General features: G+C 48.3%; 22 protein-coding genes and 2 tRNA genes. 4 read left to right on the top strand and 20 right to left on the bottom strand.

Features of this window, described 5'->3' with window-relative positions; all coding sequences use genetic code 11:
• Positions 1 to 11 precede the first annotated feature (11 nt).
• Together POF51_RS28560 and POF51_RS28555 are read right to left on the bottom strand one after the other, a co-directional pair.
• Positions 12 to 85 (bottom strand) — tRNA-Glu (locus tag POF51_RS28560).
• Positions 86 to 101: 16 nt separating this feature from the next.
• Positions 102 to 194 (bottom strand) — tRNA-Ser (locus POF51_RS28555).
• A 755-nt stretch (positions 195 to 949) separates the two neighbouring features.
• On the opposite strand from POF51_RS28555, the gene POF51_RS28550 reads away from it, so the two are divergent.
• A complete protein-coding gene (locus POF51_RS28550; RefSeq protein WP_017246975.1) occupies positions 950 to 1,381 on the top strand; it encodes a GNAT family N-acetyltransferase in 432 nt (143 codons plus the stop codon).
• Here POF51_RS28550 and POF51_RS28545 read toward each other — a convergent pair.
• The 7 genes from POF51_RS28545 to POF51_RS28515 form a co-directional block, all read right to left on the bottom strand.
• Positions 1,376 to 2,143, bottom strand: coding sequence for a type III pantothenate kinase (locus tag POF51_RS28545; RefSeq protein ID WP_069852630.1), 768 nt, complete (start codon positions 2,141 to 2,143; stop codon positions 1,376 to 1,378). The two genes, POF51_RS28550 and POF51_RS28545, sit on opposite strands and share 6 nt — an antisense overlap.
• 12 nt (positions 2,144 to 2,155) lie before the next feature.
• Entirely contained in the window at positions 2,156 to 3,004 is an 849-nt protein-coding gene (gene nadC, locus POF51_RS28540) for a carboxylating nicotinate-nucleotide diphosphorylase (RefSeq protein ID WP_017246973.1), read from the bottom strand.
• Positions 2,991 to 4,613 carry an L-aspartate oxidase gene (nadB, locus tag POF51_RS28535; protein ID WP_069852628.1) on the bottom strand — a complete coding sequence of 541 codons (1,623 nt, stop codon included), beginning with the start codon at positions 4,611 to 4,613 and terminating at the stop codon, positions 2,991 to 2,993. The genes nadC and nadB overlap by 14 nt, the downstream gene beginning before the upstream one ends.
• A 115-nt stretch (positions 4,614 to 4,728) precedes the next feature.
• The gene (locus POF51_RS28530; RefSeq protein ID WP_016740938.1) at positions 4,729 to 5,154 is read right to left on the bottom strand and encodes a Fur family transcriptional regulator; all 426 of its coding nucleotides are present in this window, start codon (positions 5,152 to 5,154) and stop codon (positions 4,729 to 4,731) included.
• Between the two features lie 39 nt (positions 5,155 to 5,193).
• Complete coding sequence (locus POF51_RS28525) at positions 5,194 to 6,033, bottom strand: metal ABC transporter permease (protein ID WP_007729939.1); 840 nt, start codon at positions 6,031 to 6,033, stop codon at positions 5,194 to 5,196.
• A 35-nt stretch (positions 6,034 to 6,068) separates the two neighbouring features.
• A complete protein-coding gene (locus POF51_RS28520) occupies positions 6,069 to 6,839 on the bottom strand; it encodes a metal ABC transporter ATP-binding protein (protein ID WP_069852625.1) in 771 nt (256 codons plus the stop codon).
• A 132-nt stretch (positions 6,840 to 6,971) separates the two neighbouring features.
• Positions 6,972 to 7,952, bottom strand: a complete 981-nt coding sequence (locus POF51_RS28515) for a metal ABC transporter substrate-binding protein (protein ID WP_069852623.1) — start codon at positions 7,950 to 7,952, stop codon at positions 6,972 to 6,974.
• 192 nt (positions 7,953 to 8,144) lie between these two features.
• Here POF51_RS28515 and POF51_RS28510 point away from each other — a divergent pair, with 192 nt between their 5' ends.
• The 3 genes from POF51_RS28510 (at position 8,145) to POF51_RS28500 (ending at position 10,375) form a co-directional block, all read left to right on the top strand.
• Complete coding sequence (locus tag POF51_RS28510) at positions 8,145 to 8,639, top strand: PCYCGC domain-containing protein (protein ID WP_069852618.1); 495 nt, start codon at positions 8,145 to 8,147, stop codon at positions 8,637 to 8,639.
• Between the two features lie 111 nt (positions 8,640 to 8,750).
• On the top strand, positions 8,751 to 9,086 hold the full coding sequence (locus POF51_RS28505) for a PadR family transcriptional regulator (protein WP_017246969.1): 336 nt from the start codon (positions 8,751 to 8,753) through the stop codon (positions 9,084 to 9,086).
• A complete protein-coding gene (locus POF51_RS28500; protein WP_271756546.1) occupies positions 9,083 to 10,375 on the top strand; it encodes an FtsW/RodA/SpoVE family cell cycle protein in 1,293 nt (430 codons plus the stop codon). Before POF51_RS28505 ends, POF51_RS28500 begins: the two co-directional genes overlap by 4 nt.
• A gap of 57 nt (positions 10,376 to 10,432) precedes the next feature.
• On the opposite strand, the gene nadA is transcribed toward POF51_RS28500, so the two are convergent.
• The 11 genes from nadA to POF51_RS28445 form a co-directional block, all read right to left on the bottom strand.
• Positions 10,433 to 11,377 (bottom strand): quinolinate synthase NadA, encoded by a 945-nt coding sequence (nadA, locus tag POF51_RS28495; protein ID WP_069852610.1) that lies wholly within the window; start codon positions 11,375 to 11,377, stop codon positions 10,433 to 10,435.
• A gap of 89 nt (positions 11,378 to 11,466) precedes the next feature.
• Entirely contained in the window at positions 11,467 to 12,219 is a 753-nt protein-coding gene (locus tag POF51_RS28490; RefSeq protein ID WP_271756545.1) for an alpha/beta hydrolase, read from the bottom strand.
• 20 nt (positions 12,220 to 12,239) lie between these two features.
• Positions 12,240 to 14,324 (bottom strand): AraC family transcriptional regulator, encoded by a 2,085-nt coding sequence (locus tag POF51_RS28485; RefSeq protein WP_271756544.1) that lies wholly within the window; start codon positions 14,322 to 14,324, stop codon positions 12,240 to 12,242.
• A 4-nt stretch (positions 14,325 to 14,328) separates the two neighbouring features.
• Positions 14,329 to 15,198: an HAD family hydrolase gene (locus tag POF51_RS28480; RefSeq protein ID WP_106836633.1), complete on the bottom strand. Its 870-nt coding sequence runs from the start codon at positions 15,196 to 15,198 to the stop codon at positions 14,329 to 14,331.
• Between the two features lie 250 nt (positions 15,199 to 15,448).
• Positions 15,449 to 17,410: an ATP-dependent zinc metalloprotease FtsH gene (gene ftsH / locus POF51_RS28475; protein WP_069852601.1), complete on the bottom strand. Its 1,962-nt coding sequence runs from the start codon at positions 17,408 to 17,410 to the stop codon at positions 15,449 to 15,451.
• A gap of 69 nt (positions 17,411 to 17,479) precedes the next feature.
• Complete coding sequence (gene hpt / locus POF51_RS28470) at positions 17,480 to 18,019, bottom strand: hypoxanthine phosphoribosyltransferase (protein ID WP_017246961.1); 540 nt, start codon at positions 18,017 to 18,019, stop codon at positions 17,480 to 17,482.
• Entirely contained in the window at positions 18,016 to 19,446 is a 1,431-nt protein-coding gene (gene tilS / locus POF51_RS28465; RefSeq protein WP_069852599.1) for a tRNA lysidine(34) synthetase TilS, read from the bottom strand. Before tilS ends, hpt begins: the two co-directional genes overlap by 4 nt.
• Positions 19,418 to 19,870 carry a threonine/serine exporter family protein gene (locus POF51_RS28460; protein WP_069852597.1) on the bottom strand — a complete coding sequence of 151 codons (453 nt, stop codon included), beginning with the start codon at positions 19,868 to 19,870 and terminating at the stop codon, positions 19,418 to 19,420. The genes tilS and POF51_RS28460 overlap by 29 nt, the downstream gene beginning before the upstream one ends.
• Before the next feature lie 5 nt (positions 19,871 to 19,875).
• Complete coding sequence (locus tag POF51_RS28455; protein ID WP_017246958.1) at positions 19,876 to 20,625, bottom strand: threonine/serine exporter family protein; 750 nt, start codon at positions 20,623 to 20,625, stop codon at positions 19,876 to 19,878.
• Positions 20,626 to 20,640: 15 nt separating this feature from the next.
• Positions 20,641 to 21,576, bottom strand: a complete 936-nt coding sequence (locus tag POF51_RS28450; protein WP_244195866.1) for a serine/threonine protein kinase — start codon at positions 21,574 to 21,576, stop codon at positions 20,641 to 20,643.
• Positions 21,566 to 22,327 carry a vWA domain-containing protein gene (locus POF51_RS28445; RefSeq protein ID WP_069852593.1) on the bottom strand — a complete coding sequence of 254 codons (762 nt, stop codon included), beginning with the start codon at positions 22,325 to 22,327 and terminating at the stop codon, positions 21,566 to 21,568. Before POF51_RS28445 ends, POF51_RS28450 begins: the two co-directional genes overlap by 11 nt.
• Between the last annotated feature and the right edge of the window lie 84 nt (positions 22,328 to 22,411).

Raw genomic sequence — 22,411 nt, 5'->3', positions numbered from 1 at the left:
GTTTTTCTAGGTGACCCGTAGGGGATTCGAACCCCTGTATGACAGCGTGAAAGGCTGCTGTGTTAAACCGCTTCACCAACGGGCCATTTCTAAGAAAGTGATGGCGGATGGAGTGGGATTTGAACCCACGAGACGGTTCGACACCGCCTACACGATTTCCAATCGTGCTCCTTCGGCCGCTCGGACATCCATCCGTATATTTGAAGTGGATCAAAGCGATCCGCTTGTTTGCCTTTCAGAATTCATATGTTAGCATGCTTTCATCTGAAACGCAAGAACTTTTTTAAAAAAACTTAAAAAGTTCAATGTGACATAACTTTTCTGCTAGGCACAATAGCCATTGTAGCGCGTGGAGCATGTGCTGTCAACGAAAAGTATTGAAAATCTCAACTTTTTTCTCTGTCCCCATCCACGGATGTGAAACACGTATATATCATTACCTGTCAGTCGCAATGTTACTCGCTGAAGGTCACTCTTTTTGTCGAGCCAGCTCGTAACTACACTAACAAGAGATCTCACCATAAGGAATGTTCAAATGGTATAATTTAACTCAAGACAAGACTGGCGGTGGACGACCACGGCACAGCTTCCTGTAAAGGGGGTGATGCTGATGGTCTCGCTCGGCACGCTTTACCTTTTCCTAAAAGTACTGGCAACCTTGCTAAGCCTCTGGTTTAGCTGCAGGAAGCTCTACCGATGGATAAGAAAGTGGCGTAACAAGCGAAAACCCACCGCCAAAGGTTGACCGCCTGACGGTGGGTTCGCTGTTTTAGTATCATGCGCGCCGTGGGTGTTCCACAGCTACTTGTCTCAGGAGCCTTGCCGCTGCAACGGTTTGGCTCCTTTATTTATATGTCGGATATTCAATATCTCTACCAATAGTTTAACACCCTTTTTCCATTCCATACAACATTAGCAACGATTTACAAGTAGAAAGGATTTGAAATCGATGACCTCGATCCGTCTCGCTACTCCTCAAGACATTCCTGCTGTCTGTATGATTGATTCAAAGGTGCTCGGTTCAACCAGTCGTTCACCTGAACTTCAAGAAGCCATCGAGCAAGGGCATTGCTACGTGGCGTTAATCGACATGAATATCGTCGGTTTTGCCATCATCAATCAATCGTTTTTTAAGAACAGCTTTATTCATCTGCTCATTGTTCACCCTCACTATCAAAAACGCGGGGTTGGCGAGGAGATGATGCACTATCTGGAAACGATCTCCCCTACGGAGAAATTGTTCACTTCTACTAACCTTTCCAACGAAAAAATGCAACGCCTCTGTCTAAAACTCGGATACGCTCACTGCGGAACCCTGACTCACCTAGATCCAGATGATCCTGAAATGTTTTTCTGCAAATATGTTCGACATCCTCTATGATTGATTCCGCTCATAAATCAAACGAAGTCCTTTAAGGGTAAGGTTCTGATCCACGACATGAATACAAGACGTCTCATTGGCAAATAGCGCTGCCATCCCTCCCGTAGCAACTACGGTAGGTCGCGTACCGTATTCATCCATGATTCTACGTACAATGCCTTCGACCTGACCGATAAACCCATAGAAAATGCCGGACTGCATCGCCGCTATCGTATTACGGCCGACTACACTTGCAGGCTTGGCGATTTCGATTCGTGGCAGCTTGGCAGCACGAGTGAAGAGTGCCTCAGTTGATATCCCAATACCGGGAGCAATCGCCCCTCCCCAATACTGTGCCCGCTCGTCCACATAGCAAAAGGTCGTCGCCGTACCAAAATCGACAACAATGAGCGGTGCACCATAATGATGAATCGCAGCAACAGCGTTCACGATTCGATCGGAGCCTACCTCTCGCGGATACTCATACTTGATGTTCAATCCCGTCTTGATACCCGGTCCGACAATCAACGCTTTTTGTTGCATGTACTTCCCACACATGCGTTCAATTGTGAGGTTTAGAGGTGGAACGACAGACGAGATAATAACACCTCTCACCTGTTCAAAGCCAAGCCCCACGCTACCAAACAAGCTTTTGACGAGCATGCCGTACTCGTCTTCCGTTTTGTTACGATCTGTGGACACTCTCCAATGGTGTTGGAGCTCGTCGCCTTCATACAAGCCCAACACAATATTGGAGTTGCCTATATCTATCACCAATAACATCGAGCTCGCTCCTTATCGCTTGCGCGTATTCAGATCGAGGCTGATATCAAACGCTTTGACAGAATGAGTCAGAGCCCCTACCGAAATGATATCTACGCCCGTTTTTGCAATGTCACCAATCGTCTCCAGACTGACACCGCCAGATGCCTCGACAATGGCTCGTCCATCGATAAACTGCACAGCTTCCACCATTTGATCGAGTGTCATGTTGTCGAGCATGATCGTATCTGCACCAGCTGCCAATGCTTCCTGAACCTGTTCGAACGATTCGGCCTCTACCTCTACTGTCATCGTATGGGGAATAACTGCGCGGGCCGCTGCAACAGCTTGCGCGATACCGCCCGCTCCTTTGATATGATTGTCCTTGATCATCACGGCATCATACAAGGCAAAACGGTGATTGTAGCCTCCCCCGACTCGAACCGCGTACTTTTCCAAAGCCCTCAGCCCTGGCGTAGTCTTCCGCGTATCGACAACTCGTGCTTTCGTCCCTGCGACGGCCGTTGCGTATTCACTCGTTTTCGTGGCAATCCCAGACAAACGTTGCATTAAATTAAGAGCAAGCCGCTCTCCGCTCAAAATCGAACGAACCGAGCCGCTGACTTCGGCGATCTGCTGACCAACCTCGACTCGTGCTCCTTCTTCTACTTTTGCCTCAAAGACGAGGGCAGAATCAACCGTGGCAAATACTTGCTCTGCAATCGGCAAGCCTGCCACGATTCCCGCTTCTTTCGCATATAAAATGCCGATACCCTGCTCCGATTCAGGAATCGTGCTCATCGTCGTCACATCACCAAATCCTACATCTTCCTGTAGCCATTCCTCTATTTTTCGCTGAAGCTCCCGTTTATTCCACATCATGCTTCTCACACTCCTCTTGGACACCATCTTCTACGGACTGGATCAAATGCTTCCGCCATAGCAAGTCATCTTTATTCGGAAAATCAGTACGATAATGCCCGCCTCTACTTTCTTCCCGCAACAGTGCCGCTCTCGTTGTCAGGACGGCAGCATTCAGCAGATTGAAGAATTCAAACGTTTCCAGGCTCTCAGGCTCGTACTGGTAGTATTGCTCCATTCGCGCAAGCTCTGCTAGTGCTTTCGTTAATCCTTTTTCGTCGCGCTTCACACTGACATGCCGCAGCATGAGCTTTTGCATTTTCAATCGTTGTTCACGTGTATTGAACGTTTGGGGCAGTTTTTGCTTGGAAACAATCTGGAAGGGATGAATACTCTGCAAATCAGCCAGCTGCTTGATCCGCTCCGCTATCCGGTGACCGAACACAACCGCTTCCGATAATGAGTTGCTGGCCAGTCGATTCGCTCCGTGTACCCCTGTGCAGGATGCTTCTCCACATGCAAAAAGCCGCTTCGTCGAGGTCTCCCCGTTCAAGTCAGTCTGAACTCCTCCCATAATATAATGGCAAGCAGGAGCTACCGGAATCCAATCTGTCACCATATTGAGCCCGTATTGTAAGCAAAAATTATAAATCGTCGGAAAACGACGCTTAATAAGCTCTTCCGATTCGTGAGTGATGTCGAGATACACGAACGTAGACTTCGTCTGTTCCATCTCAGAAACAATCGCCCGGGCGACAATATCACGCGGAGCCAGCTCTTTTTGCGGATGGTACTTGTCCATGAAACGATCACCATTGCTGTTGCGCAAAATGGCACCCTCCCCACGAACGGCTTCCGAAATCAAAAAGCGCGGGGCTCCCGGATAGTAAAGCGCAGTCGGATGAAACTGGATAAATTCCACATCTTTAATGCGAGCACCCGCCCGATACGCGATGCCGATCCCATCTGCCGTGGCGATTTGCGGATTCGTCGTATAACGGTAAAGCTGACCTGCACCTCCTGTAGCCAGCACCGTTGCTTTTGCTTCCAGAAAAAACAGTTCGCCATTCGGCTTCCGCACGAGGACACCCACGCATTCGCCATCCTGCGTGATGACATCCACTGCAAAATGATATTCCAAAACCTGAATGTTTGGCTGCTCCATCACACGCTTGGACAAAGCGCGGACGATCTCTGCCCCAGTGGCATCTCCGTTCGCATGCAAAATTCGTCGTTTGCTATGCGCGCCTTCCTGTGTCAGCTCGTACTGCCCTTGTTCATCCCGGTCAAATTCCGTTCCATATGCAATCAGTTCATGCAAGCGATCAGGGCCTTCATGCACCAGGACTTCCACAGCGTTATACGAGCAAAGACCTGCTCCAGCGATTAACGTATCCTGTCGATGAAGGGCTGGGGAATCTGATTGGGCTGTTACAGCAGCGATCCCTCCCTGAGCCCAGCGTGTGTTACTATCATCGAGTCCCTTCTTGCTGATCAACACCACATCGGCATACTCACTCGTTTGCAACGCCGTATACAACCCAGCAATTCCTGCTCCAATAACAGCTACATCTGCCCTCATCCGAGGTAAGGTGTGCAAATCAAAGTCCACAATATAACGGGGAATCATGACTGTGTCCCTTCTCTCTTGTAACTGATGATTTTCCACCCATTATAGCAAATACACGCTTGAAGGAGATGCAAAAAAAGAGCGCCCGCAAAAGCGAGCACTCCCCTCTATCCGATTAATTCGAATGCGTTACACATTCCTTACACGTGCCATATACCTCGAACTTGTGCCCCGTCACTTGAAACTCTTCCGGTACCGCAGAAATGATATTCATCGGACATCCTGGCAAAGAAGAAGTCTTTCCACATTCCGTACAAATCACATGGTGATGATGGTGTCCATCTGTCGAACAGGCCAAACGGAATCTGCCTTCCCCGTCCAGCTCCGTCTCTTCCAGAATCCCCAGCTCAACAAAAGTGGAAATGTTGCGATAGACGGTATCGAAGCTGAGTGTTGGATACTGCTCCTTGATTCTCTCCATAATATCTTTGGCAGACAGGTATCGCTTCTCGGCCGCGCAGATTCGAATCATCTCCTCCCGCTTGCCGGTATACTTGAAACCATGTTCTTTCAATATTTGCAGCGCTTCTTCTACTTTCATCGACAAACACTCCTTCCTTTTGTCATATCCGGTTAACTCTTACCGGAAAGCGACCCGCAGCTTCTTTACACCCAATACAACCAGCATAACCAGTACTGCCATCAATACAATTGTACCACCAGATGCCCAATCAAGGAGATAGGCAAAATACAAACCGCTCAGCACGGAAAACTCCGCAAACAAAATCGACAAGAAAATCGTTTGTCGAAAGCTTTTCGCGATTTGCAAACTGGCAGCCACCGGAAGGGTAATCAGCGCCGAGATTAACAGGACACCGACTATACGCATGGAAGCCGCAATCGTCAGAGCGACGAGCACCATAAACCACAGGTTGATCGAACGCCTTGCCACGCCAGAGACGCGAGCGAACTCCTCGTCGAAGGAGACCGCGAAAAGCTCCTTGTAAATCAACAAAACTGTCCCTAAAACAACAACTGCTACACCAATCAGCGCATACAGGTCTTCGATGGACACTGTAACGATTTTTCCGAACAAGTACGAATACAAATCTGCATTAAAACCGTCTGCGATACTGATCAATACCGTAAACAGCCCAAGTCCCGCGGACAAAATAATCGGAATCGCCAAATCCTGATACGCTTTGTACACCTTACGCAGCCGCTCGATGAACAACGAACCGATCACCGCAAACAACATTCCGAAAAACAGCGGATTGACTGCGGAGAAGAAGGCGACCTTTTTGGAAATGAGCATCCCAGCAGCTACACCGGAAAGCGTGACGTGTGACAAGCCATCTGCCATCATCGACAAGCGACGAACAATGAGAAACGTGCCCAAAATAGGACAGATCAGACCAATTAAAATCCCTGAAAACAGGGTATACCGCAAAAAGTCATACTGCCACCAATCAGCAAGCATGTGCATATTCCTTCTTTCTTACCTATTTACAAAGCTTAATGATGATGAGACAGCAGTCTGACCGAATCACCGTACATACTTTGCAAGATTTTTTCTTGGTTATGCTCAAAATCGTGCGCTGTTCCGTGGAAGTGAATTTTCTTCTGCACACAAGCCACCTTGGTCACCCATTGCGACATGACTCCCACATCGTGGCTGACGATCATCATCGTCAATCCGTTCTCTTCCTTCAGCGAACGAAGCAAGCTGTAAAATTGATCGATCGATTCCTGATCGACCCCGACTGTTGGCTCATCGAGGATCAACAGCTCCGGTTCAGCTACGAGAGCACGCGCTATGAATACGCGCTGCAATTGCCCACCGGACAAGTTGCCGATACGTTGATCCAGCTTCTCCAACAAGCCGACTCGCTCCACCGCAGCTCGTACACTCTCATGGTGCTGTTTCGTCAGTCTGCGAAAAAGGCCTACTTTACCGACCAATCCAGATGACACGACTTCTCGCACTGTCGCCGGAAATCCACCCGCTCCATGCGCGACCTGTTGAGCGACGTATCCAATGCGATTCCATTCACGAAACTTGGATAGTGGTTGCCCGAACAGCTCAACTGTTCCTTTGTTTGGCGTCAATAGACCCAAAATCAGCTTCATCAGCGTAGATTTTCCTGATCCATTCGGCCCGACGATGCCCACAAAGTCTCCGCGCTCCAGTGTGAATTCAACCTCATCGAGAACCTGTTTGTCTTCATATTGAAAGGAGACGCCTGTGAGCTTAATGACAGGCACCTCTTGTTTATGTGGTTCCATGAAATATCCATCCCTTAAATCGGATTTGTTCTTATTTGATTCCTTTCATCGTACTACGATTTTGCCCGAACCACAAGCATCCTACTAACGAAAAAATGCCGCCTGGGAAGCGACATCTTTTCGAGGGAAAGCTTATTGGAGTGCAGTCTTTAATGTATTCATATTGTCGCGCATGATGGACAAGTAATCGCGACCTGCTTTCACGTCATCTTCCGTCAAACCTTCCAACGGATTGAGCGTGGCTGTCTTCACGCCAGCCTCCTTCGCAATCACTTCCGCTACCTTCGGAGAAACCAACGTCTCGAACAGCACATAAGAAATGTTGTGTTCTTTTACATGCTCCACCAAGCGCTTCAACTCTGCTGTAGATGGCTCATCAGAAGGATTGACCCCAGAGATTGCTACTTGCTCCAGCCCGTAGCGTTTTGCCATATAGCTGAATGCGCTGTGAGAAACCATGAATTCTTTCTTCGGTGCTTGCGTAACCATATCTTTGAACTCTTTATCCAGCTGCTCCAGGTCTGTTGCTAGTTGTGTGTAGTTCTTTTCATAATCGGCAGCGTGCGCTTGATCCTTTTGTACGAGCGTATTTTTGACCTTCTCTGCCTGTGCCTTCAGTTGCATCGGATCGAGCCATACATGAGGGTCCAAATCGCCGTGGTCATGCCCTGCTTCTTCTGCGTGACTTTCTTCTGTGTGTCCTTCTCCTTCATGCTCATGTTCAGCTTCACTAATCAGCTCGAGACCTTCCGTCGCATTAACGATCGTTGTCTTGTTTTTGTCGAGGTTGGTTACAGCCTTCTCTACCCACAGCTCCAAACCACTGCCGTTATAGGCGAAAATATCAGCTCCGGCCAGAGCGACCATGTCTTTTGCAGTTGGTTCGAAGTCGTGAGGCTCTACGCCAGCGGGAACCAGATTCGTTACCTCCACGTGTTCACCGCCGATTCGCTTCGCTACATATTCCAAGGGATAAATCGTCGTGTATACTTTTGGCTTCCCGGACGCGTCACTGCCAGTTTGCGGAGTACCAGCCGTTTCGTTCGCTGCTCCACATCCTACCAGCCCCACTGCCGTAATGAAACTTAGGGCTGCCAACATAGCTCTTTTCATCTATATTTCCTCCTGCTCTAATTCAAAATGATTCCGATTTACGTTCTCGTCGTTTTTCATTATACGGAGAGGCGCCCAAAAAGTAAATAGGATTTATTCCGATTTAAACATCATAAGTGTTCATCTTCTCTCCCAGCTTCACAATTTCTCCATCTCATTATGATAAAATAACTGGCAGGAGGTATGTCCAAGATGAAACGTAACTCATGGTTAGCCATTACTTTTATCACCGCAGCTCTGCTTACTGCCGGCTGTGGCTCTACTGATCAAGCTGAACAGAATCATAGCGATCACACGCAGCACGCCCCCAATGGTGATTTGCAGGAATTGACTGCTTCCGCTGATCAGCTACCAAAATTTTTAGACAACCAAGACCCTGTCATTATCGGATCCTACAAAGTTGCTGCGGCAAATCGTGAGCTGCTCAAATCCATTCCATGCTATTGTGGTTGTGGTGAAAGTGCTGGACACGAGCATAATGGCAACTGCTTCATCAAAGAAGAAAAGTCTGATGGCTCCATTGTCTGGGATGACCACGGCACTCGTTGCGGCGTATGCATGGAAATCGCCGTTATTTCCGGCAAGATGAAAGAAGAAGGCAAATCTACAAAAGAAATTCGTAACTACATAGATCAAACCTATGGGCAAGGCTATGGAAAACCAACTCCTACCCCGATGCCTTCCTAAACACATATAACAAGACTTCCCGATGAGGAAGTCTTTCTTTTTTCCCTTTTATGGAATAGAATCATACATAGATATTCGAGGTATCGAAATCCGGGGTATAAGGAGGTAGCTATGGCAGTTAACAAAGAGTTGATGAAAGGCAGTACGGTCATTCTCATTCTTACCTTGCTGGAACAAAAGGCAATGTACGGCTATGAGATGATCAAGACGATGGAAACGAGCTCAAATGGTGTGCTGTCGCTCAAGGAAGGCACCCTCTATCCCATTCTTCATACCCTTGAGTCTGAGGGAAAGGTCGAGGCGTTTTGGAGCGAAGGTGAAGGAGAGCGAAAACGCAAATACTATCAAATCACCCGCGAAGGCAAGAAGCATCTCAAAGAGAAAAAACAGGAGTGGGAATCTTTTCGTACCGCTGTTGACTCCGTGTTGGGAGGGCAGGCAACATGAGCGAAAACAAGCGAATTGCGCGTTACATAGAAGAAGTTTGCGATCAGATCAAAAACAAAGAGGTTCATGCAGCGATTACGCTTGAGATGGGGAATCATTTCGCCGAAAAGATCGAGGATTATCGTGAGGCTGGATATAAGGAAGATGAAGCCACTCGAATTGCGATTGCGGAGATGGGTGATCCTGTCGATGTAGGGCGTCACCTCCATCAGGCGCATAAACCGCGGATGGAGTGGGGAATTGTTTCGATTGTGGGAATCCTGCTCGCTATCGGGCTGATTACCCTGTATTCTCTTCATATTGCGGAAGATAATCGCAATTTGATCGGGAGACAACTAGTCGGTATCATGATCGGAACAGTCGTCCTCGTGGCGATTCTCTTTTGGGATTACAGTAAATTAAAGAGATATAGTAAGTTTCTGTATTACGGCACGATGATCTTACTCCTATATACACTGGACGCAGGGAGACCTATAGCCGGTATCCAGTATCTGAACATCGGAGATTCTCCACTCCATTTCATTGGAATCAGTCCCTTCCTATTCATCGTAGCCCTCGCAGGAATTTTCACAGAGTGGAAGGAGCACAATCGCTACACCATCGTAAAAGTGATTTCGTACTTCCTACCCCCTTGCCTTCTTCTCGCGTTAGGCAAATACGAATTTGCCGTTCTCTTATACGTCGGTGGCTACATCGCGCTCGTGATTGCCGCTAAGCCTAAAAAGCTTGTTATACTGAGCTTCTTCGCTATGGTTTTCGCGTGTGTCGGAGGGATGGTTTACCTGTTCGCTAAACCTTATCAGCTAGATCGTCTGTTTTACTTCCTGAATCCGTACCTCGAGCCGGATGGAAGAGGATATATCATCATTCAATCCTTGAAAGCCATCCAGTCAGCTACCTTATGGGGACAAGGCTTCGGTGCCTCTCTAGATGCATTGCCCGCCCTTGAATCTGACTATATTTTTGCCTACATGGTGTATATCTTTGGACCAATTGTAGGGATAGCCTTTTTCATTCTGGGGGTTATGCTGTTGCTTCGTTTGCTCCATGCCATCAGACGAGTAAAAGATGTATACGGATCCTTGCTGTTATCCGGTATGGTTGTACTCTTTTTCACGCCGTTTTTCTGGGGTATTTTCATGACTGTCGGTCTGGCTCCCCCTATCACTGTGAATCTACCATTCGTTGGCTTTGGAATCGTGCATACCGTATTGCAAATGGCCTTGATAGGACTCGTCCTGAACATTTACCGACGAAAAGACATCCAGCCTTTGACCAAAGCCTCCTAATAGAAAAAGGGAGTAAAGCCCTCTAAGCTCTACTCCCTTTTTGCATCAGACTGCCCCTTAAGCAGGAGCTACCGCAAGCATGCGCTCCAAGGAAGCGCGCGCCGCATCAGCAACATCCTTCGGAACAAAAATCTCCGGCTTCATATTCTCCAGCGCCTCGACGCACTTTTTCAGGTTGTTCACCTTCATATTCGGGCAAACGAGGTACTTGGAAGCGAAAATGAACGTTTTGTCCGGGCTGTCCTTTTCCAGCATGTAGCGTGTGCCGTCTTCCGTTCCGATAATAAACTCTTTGTGCGAAGACTCACGGCAGTATTTCAAAATTCCGGTCGTGGAACCAACGTAGTCAGCCAGGGATACCACTTCTGGGCGGCACTCCGGATGAACGACAACCACAGCCTCAGGGTGTTGCTGCTTCAACGTCATGATGTCTTCTACAGACAATTGGTCATGCGTGTTGCAGTACCCTTCCCAAATAATCATTTTCTTGTCCGTGAATTGGGATACATAGTGGCCGAGGTTTTTGTCCGGCACCCAAATGATCTCCTCACTGTCGATCGACTCGATCACGCGCTTCGCGTTGGACGACGTACAGCAGATGTAAGTTTCTGCTTTGACATCCGCAGAAGTATTGATGTAAGCCACTACCTTTGCATTTGGATGCTGTGCCTTGAGCTTGCGGAGCCCGTCTACGTTCACCATGTCCGCCATCGGACAGCCAGCCCGTTCATCGGGAATAATGACGGTCTTCTGGGGATTGAGAATTTTTGCACTTTCTCCCATAAAGTGAACGCCACAGAACAAAATCACATCGGCATCCGTTTCTTTCGCTTTTTGCGCCAACCCAAAGGAATCTCCAATGAAGTCAGCGACCTCCTGAATCTCGGGACGTTGGTAAAAGTGAGCAAGAATGATGGCATTACGCTCTTTCTTCAGCTGCAGCAGTCGTTCACGTAACTCAGCGTTGCGCTGGGCTTTTTTTTCTAACGCTAAAGCGTCCATGGAAAAAATCCCCCTACGGTGGTGTCATAATTTACGGTCATTGTAAGCGTATAACCTCACCTTGTCAACGTGGTTACGTCTGAACGAAACTACTCCTCGTTGAACAACCATTGCAGTGCTTCTGGTACGTATTGCACACCCAAGTCAAACGAGTGGAAGTTGCTCTCATAAATTACCTGTCGGATCGAGTCCTCATGAAAACCATTTTGCAGCAAATATTGATGAACTCTTTTGCTATTTGGCACCATCCATTGCTGTCCGTTCGTTCGACCGGAGCCCTCCGCATGACCCAAATTCATGTAAAGGCGCTGGCCTGTATCACGAATGGTGAGCTGCTCGATCCAATCTACGATCCCCGGGAACCAGAAGGAGCCGGAAAAGCTGCCAACCCGTCCAAAAACATCGGGATAGCGTAACCCTGTGTAGACGGAAATGAGTCCCCCAAAGGAAAAACCCATGATCCCGGTGTACTCTCGCTCCTGTAATGTGCGGTATTTGCTGTCGATGTACGGCTTCAATCTATTGGCGAGAAAATCGGCATAAACAGAAGCGTTTCCGCCAAACTGCTTGCCGGACCCCGGCTCAAAAATATTCGGCGACACAAACGGCGTATACTCATCATTTCGGTCGAACGATTCAATACCGACAAATAACAAGCCTGTCAGTTGATTTGTCGCGGTTAATTCTCTACTCTTCCGAAGAACATCACTATCCTTCGGGTCAATCAAATCACCGTCATCCTGCAAATAGACAACCGCGTAACGCTCTTCGCTTTGATAATAGCCCTCAGGTAAATAGATCGTGAGCTTGCGGTTTTGGAACTCCTCCACGATAGGTTGCATTCGCCCTTCCTCCTCCTTTCTCAAAAGCTTTCGTTGGTGGACATGTATTCGAGTACCTTATTCGTCGCATACTTGATCGCCAACGGTCCTTTCGTACTAATCGATACATCTAACGGGAATACATGCTTTTCTTTTACGGCTTTTAACGATTTCCATACTTTGCTTTGGTTTAACTCTGCCATCGTTGTATCCATTCTGTCCGCATGATCGACCACGAAAATATAATCTGGATTAAGAACCGTGACACCCTCCAGTGAAATCACATCGCCCTCCAGCTTGTACTGCCCCGGAGACTTCAGTCCCAAGCCTGTTTCTTGGTCGTACGCATACGAAACGTCATTGTCGTCCAGTACATAAAAAGTGCTTCCATCACCTGTCGCCCGTAAAAACGTTACGGACTTGTCTTTATGCTTGGCTAATTTCTCCCTGGCTTCACCCATTAGCGTCTGCAAATTCGTAATATAATCCTCGGCCAATTGCTCTTTGCCGATCAGCTTGGCGTATTCGCGGAGCGTTTCTGTCCAGCTCCGTTCCTCCGTATTGTTAATCATGGCCACCGGCGAAATACTGCTTAAATCTGCGTATACTTCATTGTGTGTCCCGGAGAAAGCGACAATCAAATCTGGATTTAGGTCTGCCATCATCTCTAGATTCGGCGTCCTCACTTCCCCGATATCTTTTACCGTTGCGGTACTCGCGTATGGCTTCAACGTTTCAAAAGTAGTCAGCATGCGGTCAGCAAGTGTAGACGCAATCGGTGGCGTTTCTAACACAAAAAAGTATTCCATCATCCCGAAATGAGTCACGACAATGCGCTTCGGCTCTTTGGGAATCACTACTTCTTTTCCGAGTGCATCCACATACGTTCGCGGCCATTGTTGCTCTGTCGGTTGTGAAGTCGCCTCTGTCGCCGAAGTCGCAACGGGTGTAGCATGCTGCGTTCCACTACTTCCTGTCGTTGTACCTGAACATGCACTGAGTAACAAAGCAAGCCCCAGCACGAGCTTGTGCATTCTTCCTTTCACGTCTATTCCCCTATCCCTCTGAGAATGATTTTCAACAACAATCAGATTGTATGTTTCATTCGATAGGAAGACAAGTTCTGATCTTAGCCTTTTCATAGGATATTCTGAGCCTTCATCAACGTACAAGGCTTGCTCCTTGAATTGTCCGGGAGTCAGACCCGTATATTTTTTGAAGGCTCTGATGAAATAGGAGAAATCGGTATACCCGACACCTTCCGCCACTTCCTGAAGAGTGGCATCCGTACGCACCAACAAGTCCTTTGCCTTTTCGAGTCTCACACCAATCAAATAATCGATCGGACTATGACCCGTCTGACGCTTGAACTGCTTCGACAAGTACGGAATGCTGTAATTCAATGTCTGAGCGATTGCCTCCAGCGTGATTGGTTCCGCATAGTGTTGATGGATGTATTGCTTCGCAAGGAAAACGAGATCATGTTGGGTAATCCCCTCTTCTTGCTCATCCATCTGATCAAGCAGCTCGCAAACAAACAGATGAAACCATCCTTTGGCCCGCAATTGTCTCAATTCATCCTCATCCCCGCTGTTCCAAACGGACCGTAGATGATCCAACTTGTCCAACAGAGTGATAGGCTGCTGCGGCACAATAGAATAAGGAGACAAAAACCAGTTGCGGGATTTCAGGAGATTCATGATTTCCTGACGACTTGGCAACGGAATTATTGCTTTATAGAAAATGATGTAGGATTCCCATTCGTTATCCGTAACGCTTACGTTGAGAGTCAGCCCTTTGCCCCCATGAATCACATGAAATGTATGGACCGGGTACATCACATCATTGAGCTGCACGACTGCTCGACCTCGAACCGTAAACAAAAATACGCTGGCCGGGAGCTGATAAGCCGTTATTTTTTCACCTGGCTGCACGATCTGATGGCGTACATCCAATACTTTCACGGATGCATGGTTCCACAAAATCATAAGCTCTTTGCGCATCATCGTTGCAATCACTCTCCACTTGCCAGTATTTATACGACCATTATAATTGATAATAATTCTCAATAACAACGAGAAAAAAGCAGAAACCGGCCTGTACAGACGCAGTTTCTGCTTTTTCATTCTCTTACTCGCCTTTATCTCCGAGAACGCGCTCCCGAATAAATCGGGCAACGCCTTCCTCATTATGGTGTGGGGCGATATATTTGGCCACTTGCTTGATCTCGTCAGAAGCGTTTTCCATTGCGACGGAATATCCTGCGCCTGTTAATGCCTCACGATCGTTTTCTTCATCGCCAAATGCCATTACTTTCTCTGGGGAGATTCCCCATTTCTCACAGAAGTATTGAAGCCCTTCCCATTTGGAAACCCCTTGAGGAATCACTTCGACATTCTGCTTGCCAGATGAAGTGATCGTCACTTGCTCGCTCCAAGGCCTCAGTTGCTCTTTCACCCACTCAAGACGATCCGGATCTTGATGCCAGATGAAGAACTTGACGATTTCTACTTCCCCGGACTCTACTTTTTCCAGCATCTCTGCCAATGGCTCTACGCGAGCGAGCCTGTAGTAAGGAAATTTCAAGATCGAGAATCCTTCCACAGATGCGTCCTCACTCAGGGTCGCTTCCAAGCGTTCACGGTCTTCTTTGATCATCCAGCGATTGCTGTTGGTATCATGAAGCTCATAATATATCGTTTCTTGCCTCAATGCATGGATCGCACCGATTACCATCTCAGTAGGAAGGAGCCATTTACGGACCAACGTGCCATCCCCTTCGAAAACAGCACCCCCATTGCTACAGACATACCCGTCAAAAGGAAAGGATTCGATCGGAATTTGAGCGGAGCCATACATCCTGCCCGTAGACAAAACGAGTTTGCAGCCTTGCTGTTGTAATTGGCGAAGTGCTTCTTTGGTTCCTTCTGTCAGCTTTGATTCGTGAGTCAGTAAGGTTCCGTCCATGTCAAATGCAGCCATACCCGGTGTAAGCAACATATCCAATCCCTCTCATTCACTTTGGATTTGCCATTGAGTCAACATAGTGGAGGAGAAGAAAAAGCACAGTTCTCTTGGACTCTGACACGTCAGCAGGGGGGATTCACTAGCCGTCTCCACTTTAAAAAGGAGTCAAGGTCTGCGAGCCCTGTGCTTTTTCTTCTCACCAGCTTTATTGCTTCATCGGTACCTTTTAAAAAAGTAACTTAATACTTTCCGATATTGCAAAAAAGGGCACCTGAGGCGCCCCTTATTGTTTCGGTTCTTCGTTTGTATCTTCTTGCTTTGGTTCTTCTTGCTTTGGTTCTTCTTTTACTTCTTCCAGCTTCGGTTGAATGTTCACGACCACATCTTTATTTGCTTCTGGATCGTTATCCATTTTACCTGTTTCGATCAATTGCTTGATCTGCTCAGCATCGAGAGTCTCTACACGGAGCAGCGTGTTCGCAATCAGATCGAGCTGATCACGGTGCGTCGTCAGCAATTCTGTACACTTTGCGTAGCACTCGTTGATAATATTTTGCATTTCTTGATCGATCTCGTATGCAATCTGATCGGAGTAGTTACGCTCATTGCCATAGTCGCGGCCCAGGAATACCTGTCCTTGACTCTTACCGAACTGCATCGGTCCGAGCTTGCTCATTCCGTATTCGGTAATCATGCTGCGAGCGATAGCAGTCGCGCGCTGGAAGTCATTATGTGCCCCGGTACTAATATCCCCGAGCACCAATTCCTCGGCAACACGTCCACCCAACAGACCGACGATTTTGTCGAGCAGGTCCGTTTTGGTAGCAAAGAAACGGTCTTCTTTCGGCAGCATCACTGTGTATCCGCCAGCTTGGCCGCGCGGAATGATTGTTACCTTATGTACCATTTCTGCATTTCTCAGATGGTATCCGATGATTGTATGACCAGCTTCGTGGAAGGCTACCAGGCGTCGTTCGTCTTCGCTCACTACGCGAGACTTCTTCGCTGGACCAGCAATTACGCGGTCGATCGCTTCATCCACTTCTGTCATGGTAATTTGCTTTTTGTTTCTACGAGCAGTCAAGAGAGCTGCTTCATTCAACAAGTTCTCCAAATCTGCACCCGTGAAGCCCGATGTACCCCGAGCAATCACGTCCAGCTTCACGTCTTCACCAATCGGCTTGTTGCGGGCATGAACCTTGAGCACCGCTTCACGGCCTTTGATATCAGGACGATCTACTGTAATTTGACGGTCAAAACGTCCCGGACGCAAGAGAGCCGGGTCGAGAATGTCAGGTCGGTTGGTCGCAGCGATCATGATGATCCCTTCGTTTCCACCAAAACCGTCCATCTCTACGAGCAACTGGTTGAGAGTTTGCTCGCGCTCGTCGTGGCCGCCGCCGAGTCCAGCTCCGCGTTGACGACCCACAGCGTCAATCTCGTCAATAAAGATAATGCAAGGAGCATTTTTCTTCGCATTTTCAAACAGGTCACGTACGCGAGATGCACCCACCCCAACGAACATTTCCACGAAGTCAGAACCAGAGATACTGAAGAACGGTACACCAGCTTCGCCTGCAACAGCGCGAGCGAGCAAGGTTTTACCTGTACCTGGAGGTCCTACAAGCAGTACCCCTTTTGGAATACGAGCACCAACCGCGTTGAACTTACGGTTGTCTTTCAGGAAGTCAACGACTTCCTCCAGCTCAGCCTTTTCTTCGTCCGCTCCTGCTACGTCGTCAAAGGTAACGCGTTTCTTTTCTTCGTTGTAAAGCTTCGCGCGGCTTTTACCGAAGTTCATGACTCGGCTTCCGCCACCTTGGGCGTTGTTCAGAAGAAAGAAAAACAGGATGAAGATGATGACAAAAGGAATGATAGAGGTCAAGAACGTGAGCCAAATGCTGTTGCCCTCCGCAGGATTGAACGCTACATTCTTCACCTTTTGTGCATCGATTTTCTCTTCGACTAGCTTAACAACATCTGAATCATACAAAGGAACATTGGTAAAAAATTTGTTACTTTCCTGTCCCGGAATAGCTTTTGCCAACGTACCCTCGACCCTGTAAGTACCATTCTCTGGTCGAAGCGCCAACTCAGTGACGTTGTCAGCTTTTAGCTGTATCCGGAATTCCTGATATGTAAGTTTCCCAACCTTATCAGTACCGGAGAGGATGAAATTCACGATCCCGACCGTGACAAGAAAAATCAGTAGGTAGAACCCGGTATTACGAAAAAAGCGATTCATTCCTTACCTCCTCTCACGAACAGACACTTTTCACATTTTATCATAGAAAGCACAGTCTCCACAACAAACCTACTTTGTGTAGACCTCAGGCTTCAATACACCGATATAAGGCAGATTACGGTAGTGCTCGTCATAGTCCAAGCCGTATCCCACAACGAATTCGTCTGGAACATCGTAACCCTTATAGTCTGGTGAAATATCCACCTTGCGACGCTCTGGTTTGTTCAAGAGAGTCACCACTTTTACGGAAGCAGCTTCCCGATGGCGCAACAGCTCTACCAAGCGGCTCAGCGTCAGCCCACTGTCCATGATGTCTTCTACAACCAGCACATGTCTGTTTTGCACAGATGTATCGAGATCCTTCAAGATTTTCACCATGCCGGAGGATTCTGTCCCGCTTCCGTAGCTGGAAACAGCCATGAAATCCATTTCGCACGGAATATCCATGTGACGGATCAGATCAGCCATGAAAACGACTGCACCTTTCAGCACGCAGATGACCAATGGATTTTTATCCTTGTATTCTGCAGCCAGCGTCTTGCCTAATTCTTGAACTTTTACCGCGATATCCTCTTCTGATAGCAAAATCTTCTCGATGTCTTGATTCATGAAAAAACCTCCCGCCAATCTTCTCCAAACTCTACCCGCACGTGTAGAAAACGCCTGGTCTGTCCACTGACAGGCGCTACGGCGGAACGGCGCACACCTGGTATCAAAATCACCTCATCGCCCGCCGTCAAAAGCGGAAGTTTGTCACGCCATGCTCGCGGAAATTTGGCATCAATCAATAAATCCTTTAGCTTCTTCTTTCCATCTGCTGAGCCAAACAGGGTGAGGCGGTCTCCAGGTTTTCGGTTACGCAAATACAGCGATCCTGGCAACTGATCGGCATCAAAGACCGCTTCATTCGCCGGGAGTCGCTCCCAATCCATGGGACCTTCCAGGTAAGTAATATGTACCGTGGCCTTACTCTCGTCGATCCAGGTTACACCGGGAACGGCGAGCTCGTAACTATACGTATGTATGCGATCCTGTCGCTTTCTACGACGAAAAGTGATTCGCTCGTACACCCGGTCGACTACCAGGTCATTGGGCAAATGCAATTCCGCAGAAGGGCGACTTCCCCCTAGCATGTGCAAAACGGTCTCCACATGTTGCGAAGACCATTCGGTATGTTTTGAGAGATAACTTAATATTAGAGTAATCATTCTCCTTTGTAAAGCAACGTCACAAGTTTGAAACTTGTCATTGTCCATCAAAAATGCTTCAGGTTTTTTCTCAATCGTTACCTCGTTCAACTGCTCAATCGCCAGCCTCATTAAAAGCGCTTCGTCCTGCCGGATTGCCTCTGCGGCAGCCAAGATATGCTCCCGATACTTGTCATTCACTTTTTCCAATAAGGGCATGACATCCAGACGCAGCAGATTGCGCGTATACTTGCGCGATTGGTTGCTGCTATCCTCACGAGGGACGAGTTGATGATCCCGACAGTAGCCTTCCAGTTCTTGACGCGTTTTATGCAAGAGCGGACGCACGAGCTCAATCGGGCAATCCGCAAGCATTCTTCGCTTCGGCATCCCTGTCAGTCCATGCAACCTGCTGCCTCGCACAAAACGAAAAAGAATCGTTTCCACCTGATCGTCAGCATGATGGGCCAATGCCAGCTTGGTCGCTCCTTGCGCCAGACCTACTTCTCGATACAGCCGATAGCGAATATCGCGACTTGCTTCTTGCCCGCCCAGTCCCGTTTTTTCCATATAAGCGGGGACATCATACTCAAACAGGTGGAAAGCCACGCCGAGTTCACGACACAGCTCTTCTGCATAGAGTGCGTCCTTCCTTGCTTCTTCCCCACGAAAGCCGTGGTTCAGATGGACAGCATGCAGCTTCCAATTATACTGGTATTGTTTATTGAGAGAAGCCAATATATGCAACAGTGCGGTAGAATCGTTGCCGCCGGAAACTCCGACAACAATGGTCTCACCTGGAAGCAAAAGCCCCTCGGACTCAATCTCGTTGCGCACGATTGCCAGCATAGCGGGCCCCTTTCCAAATCGTCAGTACCGAAATTCCAAATATAAGTCCAGAAGCAATCGCGCCAGCCACCATCAAAGTCTTGGTCGCCAGTGTGATCCCTCCGACATAATCGTTGTTCACAAAAGCAAGCATGGCTTTGTAAGCCAACGATCCTGGTACCAGTGGAATAATGCCCGCGACACTAAAATTCGTAGAAGGAACTCGCAGTATAATAGATAAGAGCTGACTGAGCAAAGAGACAGCAGCAGCCGAAACAAACGTCGACAACAATACCTCTGCACCGTAGATAGGAAGAATGGAGTAGACGAGAAAACCGACCACTCCGGCAAAACCACCCGCTACGATGGTTCGAACCGGCACATTGAACAGCACACACCACGCTACTGAAGAGGCGAAGCTAAGCGCCAATCCTTGTAACAACATCGTACTCACCTCGTAAACGAAAGAATAATGGCTGTGGCTACCGCTACGGAGACAGCTGTCAGCATGGCTTCTACTCCGCGTGAAACACCTGCAACCAAATCACCAGCCATCAAATCCCGAAGCGAGTTGGTGATGGCGATCCCCGGAAACAACGGAAGCATCGCACCAATAATAATGATGCTTAAATGCAACTGCGGAAAGATCGTCACGGTCAACAACGCGAAAAGTCCCCCTAGTAAAGCGGCAGAGAACTCCGTAAAAAACTTCATCCGGACAAACTGTTCTAAATATTCCTGGCTCAGATTCACAATCAACCCTGCCATCGCAGAAGGAATCAGACTACCCCAATCTCCCCCTGCAAGCATAGAAAAGGAGCCGCTGGCCGTAGCGGCTGCTAGATGCTGCAACCATTTCGGATAGATCTGCTTTTTTTGATCAATCTCACGCAGCGTCCGATAGGCTTGCTCCAAATTAATTTTCCCACCGACAAACTGTCGGGAAACATCATTCACCAGCGTAATTTTATTGAGGTTGGTCGTACGTTTGGGGGTGCGAACCATTCTTGTATGATCCAGTCCACTGCAACGAAAGGACAAGATGATGCTCGTGGGCGTAGCAGAGCTGTTGACATCATCCATCCCCGCAGCCTTCGCAATCAATGCCATTGTCTCTTCCGTCCGATATGTCTCCCCACCGTTTTTCAAAATAATCGAGCCTGCCAACAAGCAAGTATCCATCACCAAATCTGAGGACACGAACCGTCACATCCTTCACATAAACCATGCGTAATACAAAGTGCCAGCCAATAGGAGTAACGAGGCGACAAAAAGACCACTAATGCCCGCTCCTACATTCCCTTTCGTCCGCGCTTTCTTTTGCTTCTTTTGCGGTTTGGCGCCCATGCTATCTCGCAAGACTGCCAACAGCTCCGCTCGCATTTCTTTCGCGGTCGCAAACTTACCGTGAAATGCCTTCAATAAAGGCTCCCGGTAAGGGTACAGGCTGTCACTTTTTCGTATTATATCACAGAGCAATATCGTGTGACGTGGGTCACCAAGGCTGTTTTTCCACGTTTCCGTTCCAACCGTCAGACGCACCATCATCACGGCTGTCGAGAACAGATCATAGCTTACTTCAGCCCGTCTATCACCTGCGTGCCAAAAAGCTCGATCATACTCTTCCGTAAACTGCCGAACGGCGTTGCCCAGCTTGGTCACTCCACCGAAATCAATCAAGCGTACCTGCTTGTCCGTTTGGGTAACCATCACATTCTGCGGTTTCAAATCACCAAAAATATAGCCATGCTGATGCAAAACATCCAGTCGCGCCAGCAATTGAACCATCATCACGGCCACCCAGTCCGTACCCTCTTGTTTGATATATTCATCCAATTGCAAGCCTTGAAGATACTCCATAGCATAAAACGTACAGGCCTTCCCGTTTACAACGAGATCGTCCACGTCGCACAGGAGCGGTCCCACTTTGGAATCCCGCCCCTGCTGTGTGCTTTTCAACACATTCACTTCCATTAAAATGTCTATGCCTTCCACACCGACCTTAACCGCGCGCTGTACGCCACCTTGTGATACCAAGTACACGGTCCCGTTTGCACCACGCCCCAACTCCCGTAAGACGTGGTACGATTTTTTGTTCCATTTGCCTGTAAAGTGCTTGGGCAGGTCGGGGGTGGCTGCCTTAAAAGACATGGTCACGCAGCATTCCGTTCGAGTCGTCCTCTTCGTCTTGGTCGATGTAACGCTCTTGCAGCGAGCGTGGGAGCTTGTCCTGCTCAAACAGGGCAATTGCCTCTACGATAGCGGGGCCAGTAGGAGTAATTCCACTCATCGCCAAATCACTCGTAATTTGGTGAGCCTGCTCGACCTTTTCTGTCCACGGAATGCGGATATCGAGATGCTTTTGTTTCCCCGGAAATGAACCGACCGCCATTCTGCTTTGTCCACTCCGCGAATGCAGACTGATACTGAAATCGTGTATCGCTTGCTGAACAGCCGACAGCTTTGGCTTCATACTTCCTGAGGTATCCACCAGCATCACGACGTTCAAGCTGCTTTTTTCACCCAACTCGTCAACCATTCCGGCCACCTGCACTCTTTTATCAGGTGCCAGCTCCTCTATTCCGGAATCGCCCAAAATCTCTTTTAATTCTTTATTGACCACTTGATGAATGGTGCGCGTCATTGCTTTTCGCGTCAGCATTTGTACCGTTTGCGCAAGCTGTTGGGGGAACACGATATCGCAGAGTCCACCACCTGCTTCCGCAATATCCCTGATTTCCTTCTCCCCTTTTTCACCCAGCTCACTCTTGTCGATTACACCAATGACATTGACCGTAATCCCTTGCTCCCGTGCCAATGCCGCTGCAGCAACGGGACTCATTCCCGAGTTGGAGCAGCCGTCTGTCACTACCAGTATTTGACGAAGTGTCGCTTCTTTCACAATAATCTCCCCATTCGATCTGTTTTTATTGCCTCAACTGTTGTTGAGGTTCCCTGCTCCGCGCAGCGACCATACATCCACTTC

Source organism: Brevibacillus sp. AG (assembly GCF_028369215.1).
Taxonomy (GTDB): Bacteria; Bacillota; Bacilli; order Brevibacillales; family Brevibacillaceae; genus Brevibacillus; species Brevibacillus porteri.
This window is presented reverse-complemented; position numbering and strand designations above follow the sequence as displayed.

Bases quoted from the DNA above. Each gene is read 5' to 3' on its own strand.
- POF51_RS28550 (WP_017246975.1), top strand. From the start codon at position 950: ATGACCTCGATCCGTCTCGCTACTCCTCAAGACATTCCTGCTGTCTGT.
- POF51_RS28545 (WP_069852630.1), bottom strand. From the start codon at position 2,143: ATGTTATTGGTGATAGATATAGGCAACTCCAATATTGTGTTGGGCTTG.
- nadC (WP_017246973.1), bottom strand. From the start codon at position 3,004: ATGATGTGGAATAAACGGGAGCTTCAGCGAAAAATAGAGGAATGGCTA.
- nadB (WP_069852628.1), bottom strand. From the start codon at position 4,613: ATGATTCCCCGTTATATTGTGGACTTTGATTTGCACACCTTACCTCGG.
- POF51_RS28530 (WP_016740938.1), bottom strand. From the start codon at position 5,154: ATGAAAGTAGAAGAAGCGCTGCAAATATTGAAAGAACATGGTTTCAAG.
- POF51_RS28525 (WP_007729939.1), bottom strand. From the start codon at position 6,033: ATGCTTGCTGATTGGTGGCAGTATGACTTTTTGCGGTATACCCTGTTT.
- POF51_RS28520 (WP_069852625.1), bottom strand. From the start codon at position 6,839: ATGGAACCACATAAACAAGAGGTGCCTGTCATTAAGCTCACAGGCGTC.
- POF51_RS28515 (WP_069852623.1), bottom strand. From the start codon at position 7,952: ATGAAAAGAGCTATGTTGGCAGCCCTAAGTTTCATTACGGCAGTGGGG.
- POF51_RS28510 (WP_069852618.1), top strand. From the start codon at position 8,145: ATGAAACGTAACTCATGGTTAGCCATTACTTTTATCACCGCAGCTCTG.
- POF51_RS28505 (WP_017246969.1), top strand. From the start codon at position 8,751: ATGGCAGTTAACAAAGAGTTGATGAAAGGCAGTACGGTCATTCTCATT.
- POF51_RS28500 (WP_271756546.1), top strand. From the start codon at position 9,083: ATGAGCGAAAACAAGCGAATTGCGCGTTACATAGAAGAAGTTTGCGAT.
- nadA (WP_069852610.1), bottom strand. From the start codon at position 11,377: ATGGACGCTTTAGCGTTAGAAAAAAAAGCCCAGCGCAACGCTGAGTTA.
- POF51_RS28490 (WP_271756545.1), bottom strand. From the start codon at position 12,219: ATGCAACCTATCGTGGAGGAGTTCCAAAACCGCAAGCTCACGATCTAT.
- POF51_RS28485 (WP_271756544.1), bottom strand. From the start codon at position 14,324: ATGAAAAAGCAGAAACTGCGTCTGTACAGGCCGGTTTCTGCTTTTTTC.
- POF51_RS28480 (WP_106836633.1), bottom strand. From the start codon at position 15,198: ATGTTGCTTACACCGGGTATGGCTGCATTTGACATGGACGGAACCTTA.
- ftsH (WP_069852601.1), bottom strand. From the start codon at position 17,410: ATGAATCGCTTTTTTCGTAATACCGGGTTCTACCTACTGATTTTTCTT.
- hpt (WP_017246961.1), bottom strand. From the start codon at position 18,019: ATGAATCAAGACATCGAGAAGATTTTGCTATCAGAAGAGGATATCGCG.
- tilS (WP_069852599.1), bottom strand. From the start codon at position 19,446: ATGCTGGCAATCGTGCGCAACGAGATTGAGTCCGAGGGGCTTTTGCTT.
- POF51_RS28460 (WP_069852597.1), bottom strand. From the start codon at position 19,870: ATGTTGTTACAAGGATTGGCGCTTAGCTTCGCCTCTTCAGTAGCGTGG.
- POF51_RS28450 (WP_244195866.1), bottom strand. From the start codon at position 21,576: ATGTCTTTTAAGGCAGCCACCCCCGACCTGCCCAAGCACTTTACAGGC.